Below are 19,411 nucleotides of genomic sequence, written 5' to 3'. Positions count from 1 at the left end.
CCGCGCGGGCCGGCCTGTTCGGCCAGATGCGTCCGCGACGGACCGGGTTCCATCGGAGTGAGCGGCGGATCATGCGGGAGAAGCCTCGGGGATTGGGTACGGGGAGGTGCGGGGATCAGCGGCGTCCGGCCACCTCGGAGGGTGACGGCGGTTCGGCAAAGGCGGCGTGGAGGAGCTCCTGGCCGTGCTCGAACCGGTTCGCGAAGCCGCGCAGCTTATGGGCGAGGCCCGGCCCCGGCGCCTCGGCCGGGTCCGCTCCGGCTGGCGCCGGGTCGTCCCGGAACATCCAGTCGGACGGCGCCACCTCGCCCTTGCGGATCAGGATCGGCGCCGGCTCGGGCGAAGCCGGCAGCTCGGGGAGCGCCGGCCGCGCGGGCGCCGGAGCGACCGGCTCGGACAGGCGCGGCAGGTCGAGGACCGGGAGCGGCCCGGCCTCCAGGCGCCAGGCCTGGAGCGGGTCCACTACCTCCGGTGTGATCCGCAAGCTCGTGCAGAAGGGCCGGCCCTCGTGCAGGACTTCGCACCCCCCGGGGGCTGCGTGGCGCGGCAGGGCGTCCGCGAGGCGAAGGCCGGTGGCGTAATGGACCCGGGCGTGCTCGACGACGTAGGGCAGGATCCGCAACGTCCCGACCTCGGGGCACGGCCCGGCCGCGAGCAGAGGCACGTCCTCGACGATCCAGCCCGCGCCGAACAGCAGCCGCTCGCGGCTCGCCTCGCCGCGGTCGCGGGTGATGTTGTCGCCGGCCTGGACGGGGGCGACGGTGCCGCGCACCGCCGCGGTCGCGATGGCGCCCTGCCCGTCCGACACGGTGTAGGTGAAGGCCGTCGCGCCGGAGAATCCCGGGTTCTGCACGAAGAGCAGCGTGCCGTCGGCGTTGAGCGTCACCCGGCCGCCCGCGACCGCGACGCTGCCCCCGGGCGCGAGGGGCCGGCCGTCGACCGCGGTGACGGCGAGCGGGCCGCCGTCGGGGTCGCGATCGTTGGCGAGGACCGGGATCACCGAGGGCGCGCCGACGCTCAGGAAGGCGTCGTCGGCTGCGACCGGGGCGTCCGCGACGGGAGCGATCATGCCGAGGACCGTGCCGGTCGCGGTACCACCGCTTCCGTCGGTCACCGTATAGGTGAAGCGGACGGCGCCGCTGACGTCCGGCTCCCCGAGGAAGACCAGCTTGCCGTCGCCGGAGAGGCGCACGAGGCCGCCAGCGACGGCGACAGCCTCCCCGGGCGCGACCGGCCGCCCGTCGACCGCCTTGACGAGGAGCGCCTCGCCCTCGACGTCGCGGTCGTTGGCCAGGACCGCAATCGTCACCGCGCCGTCCTCCGCGACGACGAAGGCGTCCGTGCCCGGCACCGGGGGNTGACCGTCCGACACCGTGTAGGTGAAGGAGACGGGGCCAGCGAAATCAGGCTGCGGCACGAAGGTGAGGCTGCCGTCCGGATTCAGCGTCACGCGACCACCCGCGACCGCGACCGTGCCGCCGGGAGCCACCGCCTGCCCGTTGATCGCCGTGACCGCTAGGGGATCGCCGTCCGCGTCGCGGTCGTTGCCGAGCATGGCGATCCGTACCGGAATCTCCTCGACCGTCGTGAAGCGGTCGAGCCCGAGGACGGGCGCGTCGTTCACCGGCGTGATGGTGCCGGTGACGGTGCTCGTGGCGGAGCCGCCCCGCCCGTCGGACACGGTGGCGCTGAAGCCGACCGGACCGGTGGCGTCCGCCGCCGGGACGAAGGTCAGGGTGCCGTCCGGATTCAACGTGACGGTGCCGCTCGGGACCGCGACCGAGGTTCCCGCCGCGATCGCCTGGCCGTCGATGGCCGTGACCGTCAGCGGGTCGCCGTCGACGTCGCTGTCGTTGGCACGAAGGTCGAAGGTGACGGCGCCATCCTCGGGCACGGTGAACCCGTCGTCGCCGAGGACCGGTGCGTCGTTGACCGGCGTGATGGTGCCGGTGACGACCGCGGTGGAGCTGCCGCCCTGCCCATCCGACACCGTGTAGGTGAAGGAGACCGGTCCATTGAAGTCGACGGCCGGCGCGAAGGTGAGCGTGCCGGCCGCGTTCAGGGTCACGGCGCCGTTCGCCACCGCGACCGTGCCGCCGGGCGCGATCGTCTGCCCGTCGATCGCCGTGACCGCCAGCGGATCGCCGTCCGCATCGCGGTCGTTGGCCAGCACCGCGAGGGCCGCCGGCGTGTCCTCCGCCGTGGTGAAGGCGTCGGCGATCGCGACGGGTGCATCGTTCACCGGCGTGACCGTGCCGGTGACGGCGGCCGTGGCGGTGCTGCCCTGGCTGTCCGACACGGTGTAGGCGAACGAGACCGGGCCGCTGAAATCGGCGGCTGGGGCGAAGGTGAGCGTGCCGTCGGCGTTGAGCGTCACCGCGCCGCCCGCCACCGCGACCGAGCCGCCCACTGCGATCGCCTGACCGTCGATGGCGGTGACCGTCAGCAGGTTGCCGTCGACATCGGCGTCGTTGGCCAGCACCGGCACGGGGATGGATGTATCCTCGGCGGTCGCGAAGCCGTCGGCCGTCGGTGCCGGCGCGTCGTTGACCGGGTCGATTGTGCCGGCGACCACCGCGGTCGCGGTGCCGCCCCGACCGTCGGACACCGTATAGGTGAAGGAGACCGTGCCGTTGGCGTTCGGGGTCGGCGCGAAGGTGAGCGTGCTGTCCGGGTTCAGCGTTACGGCGCCGCTTGCCACCGCGACCGTTCCGCCGGGTGCGAGGGCCTGCCCATCGATCGCCGTGATCGTCAGCGGATCGCCGTCCGCATCACGGTCGTTGGCGAGAACCGTGACGGTCGCGGGCGTGTCCTCCGCGGTCGCGAAGGCGTCGGCGATGGCGACGGGCGCGTCCTGGACCGGCGTGACGATCCCGCTCACCGTCGCGGTCGCGCTGCCGCCCTGCCCGTCGGAGACGGTGTAGGCGAACGAGACCGGGCCGTTGATGTCGGTGACCGGCGCGAAGGTGAGCGTGCCGTCCGGGTTCAGCGTCACCGTGCCGTTCGCCACCGCGACCGTGCTACCTGGACTCACCGCCTGCCCGCCGATCGCCGTGATCGCCAGCGGGTCGCCGTCGACGTCGCGGTCGTTGCCCAGCACCGTCAGGGTCGCGGGCGTGTCCTCCACCGTCGTGAAGCCGTCGGCTGCAGGGACCGGCGCGTCGTTCACCGGCGTGACGGTGCCGGTCACGGTCGCCGTGGCGCTACCGCCCTGACCGTCCGACACCGTGTAGGTGAAGGAGACCGCGCCGTTGGCGTTCGAGGCCGGCGCGAAGGTGAGCGTGCCGTCCGGGTTCAGCGTCACCGTGCCGTTCGCCACCGCGACCGTGCTACCTGGACTCACCGCCTGCCCGCCGATCGCCGTGATCGCCAGCGGGTCGCCGTCGACGTCGCGGTCGTTGCCCAGCACCGTCAGGGTCGCGGGGGTGTCCTCCGCCGTCGTGAAGGCGTCGGCGACAGCGAGGGGCGCGTCGTTGACCGGCGTGACCGTGCCGCCGACGCTCGCCGTGGCGGTTCCACCCTGCCCGTCCGAGACGGTGTAGACGAACGAGACCGGGCCGTTGACATCGGCGGCCGGCNCGGTCGTTGCCCAGCACCGTCAGGGTCGCGGGGGTGTCCTCCGCCGTCGTGAAGGCGTCGGCGACAGCGAGGGGCGCGTCGTTGACCGGCGTGACCGTCACGGTCACCGTGTAGGTGCTCGCCGCCGTCCCGTCCGAGACCGCGTAGGTGAAGCTGTCCGTCCCGCTGAAATCCGGGTTCGGCACGTAGGTGAAGCGGCCATCGGCGGTGACCGTGGCGCGGCCGTTCGCCGGGTCGGCGGCGAGCGCGTAGGCGATCGCGTCGCCCTCGGCGTCGAAGGCCGGCGGCAGCGTCCCGGAGACCGTCGCGTCCTCCTGCGTCGCCACGGCGAGCGGGGCGGCGACGGGTGCGTCGTTGACCGGCTGCACGGTGACGGTGACGGTCGCGAGCGCGGTGCCGCCCTGGCCGTCGTCGACCCGGACCTGGAAGGTCTCGACGCCGCTGGCATCCGGGTTCGGCTTGTAGATGAAGGTGCCGTCCGGATCGAGGCGGACGGTGCCGCCCGCCGGCTGCGCCACGAGGGTGAAGGTCAGGGCGTCGCCGTCGAGGTCGGCCGCGGTGATCGCGCCGGCCACCGGCTGCTCCTCGAACGTCGTCAGGGCGAGGTCCCCGACCGCCGGGGCGTCGTTCACCGGCGCGATCAGGATCGTGGCGACGTCGAGATCCGCGAGCGGTCCGCCGGCGCCGCCGGCGCCGTCGTCCACCGTCCGCATCGTCAGCGTGACCGCATCGGTGGCGTTCGTGGGCGGGGTGAAGACCGGGGCCGAGGCGGAGAGGAAGGCGTTGAGGGCGTCGCGCGTGCCCGACAGCGTCAGCGCGCCGGTGCCGCTGCCGGCGACCGTGACGCCGCCCGACGGGATCGCCGCGAGCGCACCGGCATCGACCGTCAGGGTCACCGTCAGGGTACCGGCGCCGGCATCGGCGTCGGCGACCGACAAGCCGAGCAGCGGGAGCGTCGCGTCCTCCTGCCCGGTGAAGGCGGGCGGGAGCCCGTTCACCGGCGCGTCGTTCACCGGCGCGACGGTCCCGGTCACCTGCCCGATGGAGAGGGCGGTGCCGTCGGAGAGCGTGTAGGCGAACTGCACCGGGCCGGCGAAGTCCGGGGCCGCTGCGAAGGCGAGCGTGCCGTCTGGGTGGAGGGTGACGGTGCCGCCCGCGACCGCGACCGAACCGCCGGGCGCGACCGCCCGGCCGTCGATGGCGACGACCGCGAGCGGGTCGCCGTCGACGTCGCCGTCGTTGGCGAGGACAGGGATCGTGGCGGTACCGTCCTCAGCGACCGCGAAGGCGTCGGCGAGCGCCGCCGGCGCATCGTTGACCGGCGCCACCGTGATGGTGACGGCGGCGAGGCTGGTGCCGCCGTTGCCGTCCGAGACCCGGTAGGTGAAGCCGTCGGGGCCGGCGAAGTCGGGGTTCGGCGTGTAGGTGAAGCGGCCATCCGGGAGAAGCACGATCGTGCCGTTGGCCGGCCCCGTGACGAGCCCGTAGGAGAGGGCATCGCCGTCGGGATCGGCGTCCGGCCCGGCGCCGTTATCCGCAGCCAGGCTGCCGGCCAAGACCCCGTCCTCGGCGATCACGAAGGCGTCGTCGGCGGCGACCGGGGCCGGGTTGACGATCGTCCAGTCGACGCTGCGGCTCGCGGCGGCACCGGACGGATCGGTGGCGGTGATCGTCACCCGGTAGGTCGCGCTGCCGCCGGCCCCCGAGGCGCCGGGCGCGACCGTGCCGGAGATCGCTCCCGTCGCGGGGTCGATCACGAGCCCGGGCGGCAGGCCGGTCGCCGCGAATGTGAGCGCTCCGCCGTCGGCGTCGCGGAAGGCCGCGCCCGCTGCGAGGGCGACAGTTTCCCCGTCGGCGTTCCGGAGCGGCGCGAACGCGTCGGCGGCCGGCGCGTCGTTCAATCCGTCGACCCGCACGGTGAGCACCGCCGTCGCGAAGCCGCCGGCGCCGTCCGAGACGGTGTAGCCGACGCTCGTCGCCCGCGACGCGCCCGCCGGGAGGCCGACGAAGTCCGCGCCCGGATCGAAGGTGAAGCCGCCATCCGCCCGGATGGTGAAGGTGCCGCCGGCCGAGCCCGCCACGGCGGCGCCGACCCCGCCCGCGGGCGCGCCCGCGCCCACCACCGTCAGGACGTCGCCGTCGATGTCGGTGTCGCGGCCTGCCGGGCCCAAAATGACGTTGCCGGTGACCGCCGTGTCCTGGCCCGTCGCCGCGGCGTCGTTGGCTGCGATGGGGGCGTCGTTGACCGGGGTCACCGTGCCGGTGACGAACCCGGTCCCCGTGGCGCCGTTCTCGTCCGCCAGCGTGTAGGTGAAGGAGACCGGGCCGACGACGTCGGGGGCCGGGGTGAACAGAAGGGTGCCGTCCGCCTGCAGCGCGACCGAGCCGGTACCGATCGCGACGCTCTCGCCGGGGAGGATCGCGACACCGTCGATCTGCGTCACCGCGAGGGGATTGCCGTCGGCATCGGTGTCGTTGGCGAGCACCCGGATCGTGACGGATGCGTCCTCGGGCGTGACGAAGGTATCGGCGGCGGCGGCCGGTGCGTCGTTCACCGCAGCGACCGCGACGGTGACCGTGTAGGTCACGGCCGTGGTGCCGTCGCTGACCGTGTAGGTGAAGCTGTCGGGCCCGGAATAGTTCGGCGCCGGGGTGTAGGTGAAGGTGCCGGCGGGATCGATCGCGACCGTGCCGTTCGCCGGCGCCGTCGCGAGGGCGTAGGTCAGGGCGTCGCCGTCGAGGTCGGTGGCAGTCGGCAGGCGATCGCTTACCGGCGTGTCCTCGACCGCCGCGAGGGTGGCGTCATTGCCGACGGGCGCGTCGTTGGCGCCCGTGACCGTGACGGTGAGAACCGCAGTCGCGGTGCCGCCCTGGCCGTCGGAGACCGTGTAGTCGATGCTCGAGCTGCGGGTGATCCCGGCCGGCAGGTCGTCGAAATCGGCGCCGGGCGCGAAGTCGAACGTGCCGTCGGCGCGGATCGTGAACAGGCCGCCGGCCGAGCCGGCGCGCGGGGTGCCGACGCCGGCACCGGTACCGTCGACCGCGACGACGCTCAAGGAATCGCCGTCTGGGTCGCGGTCGGGGCCGGCACCGTTGTCGGCGAGGACCGAGCCTGCGACCGGCACGCCCTGGACCGTCGCGACGGCGTCGGCCTCGGCCACCGGGGCCGGGTTGGCGATCCGCAGGACGACGGTCTGGGTCGCCGCGGCTCCGGAGGGATCACGCACCGTCACCGCGACGGCGTAGAGGCCGCCATTGATCTGCGAGGAGGAGGCATCGACGGTGCCGGCGATCACCCCGGTGGCGGAATCGATCGCGAGCCCGGCCGGGAGGCCGGCGGCGGAAAAGAGCAGGGCGTCGCCGTCGATGTCGGTGAAGAAGCCCGCGACGTCGAGGCGGACGGGCTCGCCGTCCGCGAAGGCCCGGTCGGGGATCGGCGCGGCGACCGGCGCGTCGTTGACCGGCGCCACGGTGACCGTCACCGCGTAGGTCACGGTGCTGCGGCCGTCGCTCACCGTGTAGGTGAAGCGGTCGGTCCCGGTGAAGTCGGGGTCCGGCGTATAGGTGAAGGTGCCCCCGGCGCTGACCGCGACGGTGCCGTTCGCTGCCTGCGCGCCCTCGGCGTAGACGAGGGTATCGCCGTCGGCGTCGGTCGCACCCGGCAGCGCCCCGGCCAGGACCCCGTCTTCCGCGGTCGCGACCGCGAGGTCGGCGGCGGCCGGCGCGTTGTTGGCGCCGGCGATCGTGACGGTGAGCGTCGCCGTCGCGGTGGCGCCGGACGGATCGGCGGCCGTGTAGGTCACGCTCGTCGCGCGGCTCTCGCCCTGCTGCAGGTCCTGGAAGGCCGCGCCCGGATCGAAGTCGTAGGTGCCGTCCGGCCGGATCGTGAAGGTGCCGCCGGCCGAGCCCGCCACGGCGGTCCCGACACCGGCCGGCAGGCCGGCGACCGCCACGACCGTGAGGGCGTCGCCCTCGGGATCTCGGTCGTTGGCCAGCACCGAGGCGCCGGCAAGGATCGGCGCGTCCTCCCCCGTCGCCGCCGCGTCGTCGGCCGCCCCCGGCGCGGTGTTCACCGGCACCACCGCGACCGTCGCGACGGCGGCCTGCGAGACGTTGTCGGCCGTGTCGACCACGTTGAAGACCAGGGTGCGCGCGCCGGGCGTCGGCGCGTCGCTCACGTTCTCGTAGCGGATCGCCGCCACTAGCGAGCGCAGGGTGCCGGCGGGCAGAGGCGTGCCGGCACCGGCGGCGTTCACGACCGTGAGGGTGCCGTTGCCGTCATAGGCGTAGGAGAGCACGCTGCCGCCGAAGGCGATCGTTCCGCTCGCGGCTGCGTCGCGCCGGATGTCGACGGCGCCGTTGAGGTGCAGGATCTCGCTGCCTGCGTCGGCCGCCTCGCCGCCGAACACGATCTGCACCCCGAAGGCGTCGTCCTCGGCGTCGGCGAGGCTCACGCTCGGCGCCACCGCGACTGGGCCGCCGCCCTCGACGAAGACGACGGCGGAATCGGGGCCCGGCGTCGCCGGGTCGAGGTCGATCACCGGCGCGTCGTCGACCGCCACGACCGTGAGGCTCACGGCGGCATCCGCCATGGCGCCGTCCGCATCGACGATACCGTAGGTGATGACGGTCGTGCCGTTGAAGTTCGCGGCCGGCGCGAAGGTGAGCGTACCGTCGGCGTTGAGCGTCACCGTGCCGTCGGCGACGGCCACTGTCTCGCCCGGCGCGATCGGCCGGCCCTCGACCATGGCGATTCTGAGCGCGTCGCCGTCGGGATCGGCATCGGCGCCCGCAGGACCGCTCGTCGTGCCGAGGCCGGAGATCGGATCGAAGGTGACCGGGACGTCCTCGGTCGTCGTGACGGTGTCGTTGACCGCGACCGGGGCCGGGTTGGTGACGGTGAAGACGAAGCTCGCCTGGTCTGGCACGGCGCGGCCGTCGGACGCCGTGACCGTGACCGTGTAGGCGCCGCCCCGCGACGCGGAAGCGTCGAGGGTGCCGGAGATGACGCCCGCCGGGCTGATCGTCAGGCCGGGAGGCAGGCCGGCCGCCGTGAAGGCGAGGGCGTCGCCGTCGGCGTCAGTGAAGAAGTCCGAGACGTCGAACGCCACGGCCTCGCCGTCCGCCCGGACGCGGTCGGGAATCGTGCCCGCGACCGGCGCGTCGTTGACCGGGGCGACCACGATCGCCACCGTCGCGGTGTCGGTGCCGCCGTTGCCGTCGTCGATCGTATAGGTGAAGGACTCGGTGCCGTTGAAGTCCGGGTTCGGCGTGAAAAGCAGGACCGGGCGCCCGGCCCCCCCGGCGACGAGCTGCACGATGCCGTTGCTCGTCGGGACAGCGGGACCGCCGACGACCAGCGCGACGTTCTCGACGCGGATCACCACGTTGGTGTCGCCGTCCGGATCGACGTCGTTGCCCAGGACATCGACGAGGACCGGCACGTCCTCGACCGCGTCGATCACGGTGTCGTTCTGGGCCTGCGGCGTCAGGTTGTTCACCGTGTAGGTGAACTGGCTCGACGCCCGGGCGCCCTGGGAATCCTCGGCCGTGACGGTGATCAGGTAGTCGCGCGTGCCCGTCGGCCCCGAGGCGTCGGGGGCGATCGTGCCCGAGATGACGCCGCCCGCCGTGATGGCGAGCCCCGGCGGCAGGCCGGTCGCGAAGAAGGTGAGCCGCTCGCCCTCGGGATCGCGGAAATCGCCCGAGACGTCGATGGTGATCGCGTCGCCGTCGTTGCGCACGGCGTCGGCGATCGGCGCCGTCGCGACCGGCGCGTCGTTCACCGCGGCGACCGAGACGTTGACGATCGCGGTCGAGAGGCCGCCCTGGCCGTCGCTGACCCGGTACACCACCGTGTCGACGCCGCTGTAATCGACGTTCGGCGTGTACCGCAGGGTGCCGTCCGGGTTGATCGCGACCGTGCCGTTGGCCGCCACCGGGGCGAAGGCGGGATCGACGAACAGGGCGTCGCCGTCGGGGTCGACGTCGTTGCCGACGACGTCGATGTCGACGCTCGTGTCCTCCGGGATCGTCACGGCGTCGTTGACGCCGGTCGGCGCCGGGTTGGTGACGGTGAAGACGAAGCTCGTCGCGGCGGTCGAGGCGCCGTCCGATGCGGTGACGGTGACGGTGTAGACGCCGTCGCCGGCAGGCCCGCCCTGGCTGGCGTCGCGGGCGATCGTGCCGGTGACCGCGCCGGTCGCGGGATCAATCGCGAGGCCCGGCGGCAGGCCGGCGGCGGTGAAGGCGAGGGCGTCGCCCTCGGCATCGGCGAAGAACGGCGCGAGGACGAGGGCTTGCGGGCCGAAGCCGTCGCCATCGGCGCGGATGACGGCCGGGATCGCCGCGGCGGCGGGCGCGTCGTTCACGCCCGTGACCACCACCGTCAGGGTCGCGGTGTCGGCGCCGCCGTCGGCGTCCTGCAGCGCGTAGACGATGCTGGTGGCGCGCGTCTCCCCGGCCCGGAGGTCGGCAAAGTCTGGCCCGGCCGCGAAGGTGAAGGCGCCGTCGGCCGCGACCGTGAAGCTGCCGCCCGCCGAGCCACGCACCGTGGCGGATGCACCGGGCGCGATCGCCACCCCGTCGACACCGGTGACCGTCAGCGGGTCTCCGTCGTCGTCCTGGTCGTTGTCGAGCACGTCGCCCGAAGCCGCTCCCGCGAGCGCCGACACGGTGTCGGAGAAGCCCTTGGGCGGGATGTTGGCGATGAACCAGGTGAAGGCCCGGCTCGTGCTCAGGGTGCCGTCCGAGGCGGTGACCGTCACGCCGTAGACGCCGCCCCCCACGGTCGAGGCGTTCCCCGCGATGGTGCCAGAGACGAGGCCGGTGACGGGATCGATGGCGAGGCCCTGCGGCAGACCGGTCGCCGCGAAGGTGAGGGCAACGCCCTCCGGGTCCGAGAAGTAGACCGAGAAGTTCTGCGCCTCGGCGAGCACGAGCGCCTGGCCGTCGGTGTCGATCCGATCGGCGATCGGGGCCGCGACCGGGGCGTCGTTGGCCGCCAGCACCGTGACCCTGACGCTGGCGCTGGCAAAGCCGCCGTTGCCGTCGCCGATCGTGTAGACGATCGTGTCGGTCCCGTTGAAGTCCGGGGCCGGCGTGTAGACGAGCGCGCCGCCGTCGATCGCGACGGTGCCGGCGCCCGCGGAGGCCGCCACGATGGTCAGCGGGTCGGCGTCCGCGTCGACGTCGTTGGCCAGCACCGCGATGCGGACCGGCACGTCCTCGGGGGTGGTCGCGGCGTCGTCGACGGCGACCGGCGCCGGGTTGGTCACCGTCAGGGTGAAGGCCTGGCTCAAGGACTGGCCGCCCGGGTCGGTGGCCGTCACGGTGACCGCGTAGATCCCGCCGCCGACCTGGCTCGCGCCGCTCGCGATGGTGCCGGAGAGGAAGCCCGTCACGGGGTCGATCACCAGCCCCTGCGGCAGGCCGGTCGCCGCGAAGGTGAGCGGGTCGTCGTCGGGGTCGCGGAAGAAGTCGGCGAGGTCGTAGGTGAAGCTCTGGCCGTCGGCCCGGACGCGGTCGGGGATCGGCGTGACGATCCGGGGCGCGTCGTTCACCGGCGTCACCGTCACCAGGGCCGTCGCGGTGTCGCTGCCGCCGTTGTTGTCGATGATCGTGTAGGTGAAGGATTCCTGGCCGGTGAAATCCGGGTCGGGCGTGAAGCGCAGCACCTCGGTCTCGGCGCCGTCGAGGATGAGCTGCACGCTGCCGTTGGCAGTGGCGACCGCCGGGCCGTTGAGCACCAGCACGACGTTGTTGACCGCGATCACCCGCTCGGAATCGCCGTCCGGGTCGGTGTCGTTGCTGAGGATCGGGATGATGACCGGGGCGTCCTCGGCCGTCGTCGCCACGTCGTCGCGCGCCTGCGGCGGCAGGTTGAGCACCGTATAGGCGAAGCTCACGCTGCTCGCCGCGCCGCTCGCGTCCCGCACCGACACGGTCACCGGGTAGGTCAGGGTTCCGGTCGGACCCGAGGCGTCCGCCACCAGCCGGCCGGTGATGCGCCCGGTCGCCGGGTCGAGGCTGAGCCCCGGCGGCAGCCCCGTCGCCGCGAAGCTGAGGGCCTCGCCCTCCGGGTCGCTGAAGAACGCGCCCGCGTCGATCGCGTCGACGTCGCCGTCGTTGCGGATGCGGTCGGCGATCGGGGCTGTGACGGGCGCGTCGTTGACCGCCGCCACCGTCACGCTCACCGCTGCGCTCGCGGTGCCGCCGTTGCCGTCCGAGATCGTGTAGACGATCGTGTCGATCCCGTTGAAGTTCGGGTTCGGCGCGTAGGTGATCGCGCCGTCCTGGCCGAGGGTCACCGTGCCGTTTCCGGCGCTGGCGGCGATCACCCGCAGCGGGTCGCCGTCGGGATCGGAATCCGGCACGCCGCTGCCGGCGCTGCCGTCGAGCACGTTGAGAGTGACGGGGGTGTCCTCGAGGGTGCCGGCGGCGTCGTTGCGCGCGATCGGGGCCGGGTTGGTCACCACCACGGCGTAGCTGTCGGTCGCGGTGCCGCCCTGCCCGTCCGAGACGGTGACGACCACCGTGTAGGTACCGTTGCCGCTGGGGCCGCGCTGGCTGGCGTCGCGGTCGATGGTGCCCGAGACGAGGCCGTCCGGCGAGATCGTCAGGCCCGGCGGCAGGCCGGTCGCCGTGAAGGTCAGACGGTCGCCGTCGACGTCGGCGAAATAGGCGGCGGCGTCGAAGCTGACCGCCTGCCCGTCGGTGCGCATCCGGTCCGGCAGGGGCGTCGTCGCCACCGGCGCGTCGTTGGCCGGCGCCACGGCGACGGCGACGTCGTACTCGGCGAGCCCCCCGCGCCCGTCGGTGATGACGTAGCTGAAGCGGTCGGTGCCGTTGAAATCGGGCGCCGGCTGGTAGGTGAAGGTGCCGTTCGGGTTGATCGTCACGGTGCCGCTCGCCGGCGTCGTGCTGCCGGGCGCGTAGGTGACCGTGTCGCCGTCGGCATCGAAGGCGGCCGGCAGGGCGGCGGTCAGCGCCGTATCCTCGCCGGTGGCGTAGGCGGCATCCGCTGCGACCGGCGGGTCGTTGACCGGGGCGATAAGGCCGGCGACCGCGGCGCTCGCCGTGCCGCCCTGGCCGTCCGAGACGGTGTAGGTGAACGAGACCGGGCCGTTGACGTCGGCGCCCGGCACGAAGGTCAGGGTGCCGTCGGGGTTGAGCGTGACGCTGCCGCCTGCCACCGCGACCGTGCCGCCGGGCACGATGCCGACGCCGTCGACGGCCGTGACCGTCAGCGGGTCACCGTCGCGGTCGCTGTCGTTCCTCAGAACCGCGACGGTGATGGGGGTGTCCTCGGTGCCGGCGAAGCGGTCCGCGAGTGCCGTCGGGGCGTCCTGGACCGGCGTCACCAGGCCGGTGACGGTGGCGCTGTCGCTGCCGCCGTTGCCGTCCGAGAGCGAGTAGGTGAACGAGACTGGGCCGTTGAAATCGGCCTGCGGCACGAAGGTGAGGGTGCCGTCGGGGTTGAGCGTCACCGCGCCGCCGGCGACCACGATGGTGCCGCCCGGCGCGATGAAGGCGCCGTTGATCTGGATCAGGCCGAGGACGTCGCCGTCGACGTCGCTGTCGTTGCCACTCACCTCGAAGGTGACGGCACCGTCCTCCGGCACGGTGAAGCTGTCGTCGCTGAGCACCGGCGCGTCATTGACCGGGGCGAGGGCGCCGGTGACGGTTGCCGTCGCGACACCGCCGCGCCCGTCCGAGATGGTGTACGTGAAGGAGACCGGGCCGTTGAGGTTCAAGGCCGGCACGAAGGCGAGGGTCCCGTCGGGGTTCAGGGTCACGGCGCCGCCCGCCACCGCGACCGTGCCGCCGGGCACGATGCCGGTGCCGTCGATGGCGGCAACGGTCAGCGGGTCGCCGTCGGCGTCGCGGTCGTTCGCCAGCACCGCGATCAGCGCGGGCGTGTCCTCGGTGCCGGCGAAGCTGTCGGCGAGCGCCACCGGCGCATCCTGGACCGGCGTCACCACTCCGCTCACCGTCGCGGTGGCGCTGCCCCCCTGCCCGTCCGAGACGGTATAGGTGAACGAGAGCGGTCCGTTGAAGTCGAGCTGAGGCACGAAGCCGAGCGTGCCGTCGGAGTTGAGCGTGACCGCGCCTCCCGCCACCGCGACCGTCGTGCCGGCGGTAATCGCCCGGCCGTCGATGGCGGTGATCGTCAGCGGGTCCGTGTCGACGTCCGCATCGTTCGGCAGCACGGCGAGGGTCGCGGGCGTGTCCTCGGCTGTGACGAAGCTATCGGCGGCCGGCACCGGGGCGTCGTTGACCGGCGTGATGGTGCCGGTGACCGTGGCCGTGGCGCTGCCGCCCTGCCCGTCCGAGACGGTGTAGGTGAACGACACCGCGCCGTTGGCGTTCGGGGCGGGCGTGAAGGTCAGCGTGCCGTCGCCGTTCAGGGTCACGGCGCCGTTCGCCACCGCGACCGTGAGGCCGGGCGCGATGGCCTGCCCGTCGATCGCCGTGACCGTCAGCGGAGACCCCTCGGCATCGGTGTCGTTGAGGCGCGGATCGACGGTGACCGGCTGATCCTCGCGGGTCGCGATCCCGTCGCCCTGCGCGACCGGCGCGTCGTTGGTGCCGGTCACGATCACGGTCGCGGTGCCGGTGGCGGTGCCGCCCTGGCCGTCGGAGAGCGTATAGGTCGCCTGCGTCACCCGGGTCTCGCCCGCCGCGAGGTCGACGAAGTCGGTGCCGGGCTCGAAGCCGAAGCTGCCATCCGCAGCGATCGTGAAGCGGCCGCCCGCAGAGCCCGCGACCGGTACGCCGACGAGGCCGGCGGCGCCATTGACGGCGGCGACGGCAAGGGCGTCGCCGTCCGGGTCGAGATCCGGGCCGGCTCCGTTATCCGCCAGCACCGAGCCGCCGACCGGCGTGTTCTGGTCGGTCGCGAAGGAATCGTCCCGGGCGACCGGCACCGGGTTCGCCACCGCGAGGGCGAAGGTGCGGCTGGTGGTGAGCCCGAGGCGGTCGGTGGCGGTGACCGTGACCGCGTAGGGGCTGCCGGCGCTCGCGCCGGCCGCCAGGGTGCCGCTGACGAGGCCCGTCGCGGGATCGACGGTCAGGCCCGCCGGCAGGCCCGCGGCGGTGAAGCGCAAAGCGTCGCCGGCATCCGGATCGGCGAAGCTGTCCGCGAGGGCCAGCGCGAAGGCCGCGCCGTCCTGAGCGGCCTGGTCGGGGATCGGCGCCGAGACCGGCGCGTCGTTGCGGCCGGCGATCGTGACGGTGAAGCTCGCATCCGACACCGCCCCCGAGGGGTCGGCGATCCGGTAGGCGACGGAGGTCGCGCGGCTCTGACCCTCGGCGAGGTCGGCGAAGGCGCCGGCCGGGTCGAAGGTCGCGCTGCCGTCGGCGGCAACGACGAAGCGGCCCCCGGCCGATCCCGCCACGAGGGCGCCGACCTGCCCGGCCGCCCCGTTCACCGCGACGACCGCGAGCGGGTCGCCGTCCGCATCGGCATCGTTGACGAGCAGGCTCGCGGCGACTGGGGTGTTCGCGTCGGTGGCGGCGGCGTCGGGTGCGGCGACCGGCGGGTCGTTGACCGGCGCGACCGACACCGTGACCGTGTATTCGCGGGTGACCGTGCCGTCGTCAACCGTGTAGGTGAAGCTGTCGAGGCCGTTGGCATTGGCCTCCGGCACGTACAGGAAGGTGCCGTCCGGACGGATGTCGACCCAGCCGTTCGCCGGCTGGCGGCTGCCCGGCCCGTAGGTCACGACGTCGCCATCGACGTCGCTCGCGGTCGGCAACCGGCCCTGGAGCGGCGTGTCCTCCGCCGTCGCGACGGCGGCATCCGCCGCCACCGGGGCGTCGTTGACCGGCGTCACCGCGATGGTGCGGGTGTCCGTGTCGGTGAGCGCGCCGCCCGCACCGGTATTGCCGCGATCGTCCGTCACCATCGTCAGCGTGACGGGGCCGTTGACATCAGGTGTCGGCGCGAAGAACGGGGCGGAAGGCCCCGCCAGGAAGGCGTCGATCGCCGCGACGGTGCCGGTGAGGACGAGGCGGCCGGTGCCGGAGCCGACGACCGCGACCTCGGCGGTCGCGGTCGCCGCCAGGGTGCCGCGATCGACTGAGAGCGTGACGGTGACCGCGCCCTGCCCGGCATCGACGTCGGCGATCGCGAGGCCGGTAAGCTGCGCGGGCGTGTCCTCGGCCGTGCCGAAGGCGGCCGGCAGGGCGTTGACCGGCGCGTCGTTCACCTGGGTGACAATGAGCGTCACCGTGTTCGGGGTCGGGTCGGTGTCCTGGCCGCCATTGGCGACCCCGCCGTTGTCGCGCACCCGGAAAGTGAAGGCCGTGACGCCGCTGACATCCGCGATCGGCGTGAAGGTGAGGAGCCCGAAATTGGCGGCGGTGATTACTTGGCCCGCCGCGACCGCAACGCCGCCGAGCGCCAGGGTACCGCCCGCCGGCAGCGTGTCGACGATCACCGCCTCGAGGGCGTTGGCTGGATCGTCGGCCGGATCGGTGAGGCCGAAATCCAGGGCCGAGAAGGTGTAGGTCGTGTCCTCGGCGAGCGTTACGCCGCGGTCGGCGCCCGCGGGCGCGTCGTTCACCGGCGTGATCAGGATCGTCGCGGTGTCGATGTCTGTCAGCGCCATGCCGCCGGTATTGCCGTTGTCGCTGGTCGCCATCGTCAGGGTGACGCTGGCGGTGGCGTTGGCGGCGGGGATGAAGATCGGGGCCGAGGTCCCGGAGAGATAGGCGTTCAGCGTCGCGATCGTGCCGTCGAGGGTCAGCGTGCCGGTGCCGGTGCCCGAGACCGCGACGCCGGCCGCGGGAGCAGCGGTGAGCGCGCCCGAGTTGACGCTCAGGCTGACGCGGACGATTCCCGTGCCGGCATCCGCATCGGCGATCGCGAGGCCGGTGAGGACGAGGCCGGTATCCTCGCGCGTGGCGAAGGCCGTCGGCAGGGTGTTGACCGGCGGGGTGTTGATCGCCGCGACCGCGACCCGGACCGTTCCGGTCTCGGTGACGCCGCCCGCGCTCACTGTGTAGGTGAAGGTCGACATTCCGTTGAAGTCGGTCGCCGGGCCGAAGATCAGCACGCCCTGCGGTGTCAGCGTGACGGTGCCGTTCTCGACCGCGACGGCCGGGCCGCCGGCGGCGATGGCGGTGCCGTTCACCGCTGTGACGGTGCGGCCGACATCCTCGAAGGTATCGTTGGCAAAGACCGGGATCGCGACCGGCGTGTCCTCGTCGGTCACCGCCGCGTCGTCGGCGATGTCGACGACCGGCGCCACGGTGAGCGCCACCGCGCCGCTCGCGGCGAGCGCCCCGTCGGAGACCTGGAGCGTGAGTTGGGCCGGGCCGTTATAGTCCGGGTTCGGCACGTAGGACGCACCGTCGAGGGCCGCGTTGATCGCCGCGGCCGTGCCACTGAAAGTCGTCGCGGCATCCGCCGTGCCATCGCCGGCGGCGAAGGTCAGGCCCGTGATCCCGGCAAGCGAGAAGGTGCCGCCGGTGACCGCGATCGAGACGGTGAGGACGCCGCTGTCGACGTCAGCTACCGCGAGCGCGTTGCCGCCGGCGGTGGAGAAGACCCGCGCGGTGTCCTCCGCCGTGACCTGGGCGCCGGGTACTGCGACGACGGGGGCGTCGTTCACCGGCGTGACGATCACCATCACGGTCGCGGTCTCGGTCACGCCGCCGGCGGTCACCGTGTAGGTGAAGCTCGTGACGCCGTTGAAGTCCGGCGCCGGCGCGTAGACGATCGTGCCGTCGGCCGAGGCGGCGACGCTGCCCTGGCCGGCGGGCGGCTGGGTCACGGCGGTCAGCGTCCGGCCCGGATCGGAAAAGCCGTCGGCGGTGGCGCCGTTGGTGCCGAGGATCAGGTTGGTGCCGAGCGCCGTGTCCTCGCCCGTCGTCAGGGTGTCGGCCGTGATGTCGGCGACCGGCGTCACCTGGATGGCGATCGTGTCGGTATCGGTCGCGATGCCGTCGCTCGTCGCCAGCGTGAGCCCGGCGGCGCCGTTGAAGTCGGGCGCGCCCCGGTAGGTCAGGCCGGCAAGCGCCGCATTGATCTGCCCCGCGCTGCCCGAGATGACGATGCTCGCGCCGCCGTTGCCGGTGATCGTCGCCCCGCCCCCCGCGGCGACCGTCGCCGTCCCGCCCGTGATGGTGAGCGTGGTGGTAAGCGCGTCGCCGTCGACATCCGCCACGCGGACGGCGCTGCCGTTGACGAAGGCGAGCGGCGCATCCTCGGCGACGACCTGGGCGCCCGGCACGGTGTTGACGGGCGCGTCGTTGACCGGGGTGACGGCGACGGCGACCGTGGCGGTCTCCGTCACGCCCCCTGAGGTCACCGTGTAGGTGAAGCTCGTCGCGCCGGTGTAGTCGGGTGCCGGGGCGTATGTCAGCGTGCCGTCGGCGTTGAGCCGCACCGTGCCGTTCGGCACCGCGACCGCCGCCCCACCTGGGCTGACCGAACTGCCGTTGACGGCCGTGATGGTGCGGGCGGGGTTCTCGAAGCTGTCGTTGGCCAGCACCGCCAGCGTGACCGGCGTGTCCTCGGGTGTGCTCGCCGAGTCGCCCGCGATGTCGGCCACCGGCGCGATGGCAATCGTGCTCGTGTCGGTGTCGGTGAGCGGCGTCCCTGTTCCGGTGTTGCCGCCGTCGTTCGTCGTCATCGTCAGCGTGACGGCGCCGTTGGCGTCGGCGACCGGGGTGAAGACGGGAGCCGAGGCGGAGGCGAGGTAGGCGTTGAGCGCCGCCTGCGTGCCGGTGAGCGTCAGCGAGGCCGAGCCCGAGCCGGTGACGGCGACGCCGGATCCCGCGGTGGCTGCGAGCGTACCGCCGGTGACGCCGAGCGTGACGCTGAGCGCGCCGGTCCCGGCATCGACGTCGGCCACGCTCAGGCCGGTGAGCGCGAGCGGCGTGTCCTCGCTCACCGCGAACGAGGCCGGCAGAACGTTCACCGGCGCGTCGTTGACCGCCACCACGTTCACCGTTGCCTGCGCTACCGCCGAGCTCAGCTGCCCGTCGCTCACGCTCACCGCCACGATCCGCGGCAGCGTCGGCGGGTTCTCCGAGGTCGAGGCGAACCGCACCGCCGCAAGCGTCGCCTGGTAGCTCGCCAGGCTCGCCGGGCCCGACAAGGTCAGCGTGAAGCTGCCTGCGTCGTAGCTCGCGCTCACCCCTGCCGGCAGCCCGGCCGCCGCGAGCACGTCGCCGGCCTGGCCGTTGGTGATCGTCACGGTGGCCGAGGCCAGGGTGGGGCTGTCGACGTCCTGGATCAGCACGTCGGTGTCGGCGATCGGCACACCGGCGCCGTTCTCGGTGTAGGTGGCGGAGAAGCCGGTGCCGGGACCCGAGGCGTCGAGGTCGAGGACCGGGGCGTCGTCGACGGGCAGGACGTTGATCGTGCTGGTGTCGGTGGCGGTGAGTGCGCCGCCGGCGCCGGTATTGCCGGTGTCGGAGGTGGTCAGCGTCAGCGCCACGGCGCCGTTGAGGTTGGCGGCCGGGGTGAAGACGGGAGCGGCGGCCGACGCCAGGTAGGCGTTGAGCGCCGCCTGCGTGCCGGTGAGCGTGAGGGTGGCGGTGCCCGAGCCCGCGACGGTGACGCCGCCGGAGGCGGTCGCGCTGAGGCCGCCGGTGCCCGCGCCGACGCTGAGGGTGAGGCTGAGGGCGCCGGTTCCGGCATCGACGTCGGACACCGCGAGGCCGGTGAGCGCGAGCGGCGTGTCCTCGTTGGTGGTGAAGCTCGCCGGCAGGGTGTTGACGGGCGCGTCGTTGACCGGCGCCAGGGTGATGAGGGTGGTGTCGACGTCGGTGAGCGCACCGCCGGCACCGGTATTGCCGTTGTCGGAGGTGGTCAGCG

At 73.4% G+C, this 19,411-nt stretch carries 1 protein-coding gene and 2 pseudogenes; all 3 read right to left on the bottom strand.

Features of this window, described 5'->3' with window-relative positions; genetic code table 11:
- Window positions 1–115: 115 nt before the first annotated feature.
- Window positions 116–1,357 (bottom strand): annotated as a pseudogene (locus tag DT057_RS37435) (Ig-like domain-containing protein); the annotation flags it as partial.
- A gap of 1 nt (window position 1,358) precedes the next feature.
- Window positions 1,359–3,578: pseudogene (locus DT057_RS37430) on the bottom strand (Ig-like domain-containing protein); the annotation flags it as partial.
- Window position 3,579: 1 nt separating this feature from the next.
- On the bottom strand, window positions 3,580–18,221 hold a 14,642-nt coding region (locus tag DT057_RS37425; protein ID WP_420870298.1), incomplete at its 3' end, for an Ig-like domain-containing protein.
- Window positions 18,222–19,411 lie beyond the last annotated feature (1,190 nt).

Origin of the sequence: Methylobacterium crusticola, from assembly GCF_003574465.1 — a bacterium.
Taxonomy (GTDB): Bacteria; Pseudomonadota; Alphaproteobacteria; order Rhizobiales; family Beijerinckiaceae; genus Methylobacterium; species Methylobacterium crusticola.
This window is presented reverse-complemented; position numbering and strand designations above follow the sequence as displayed.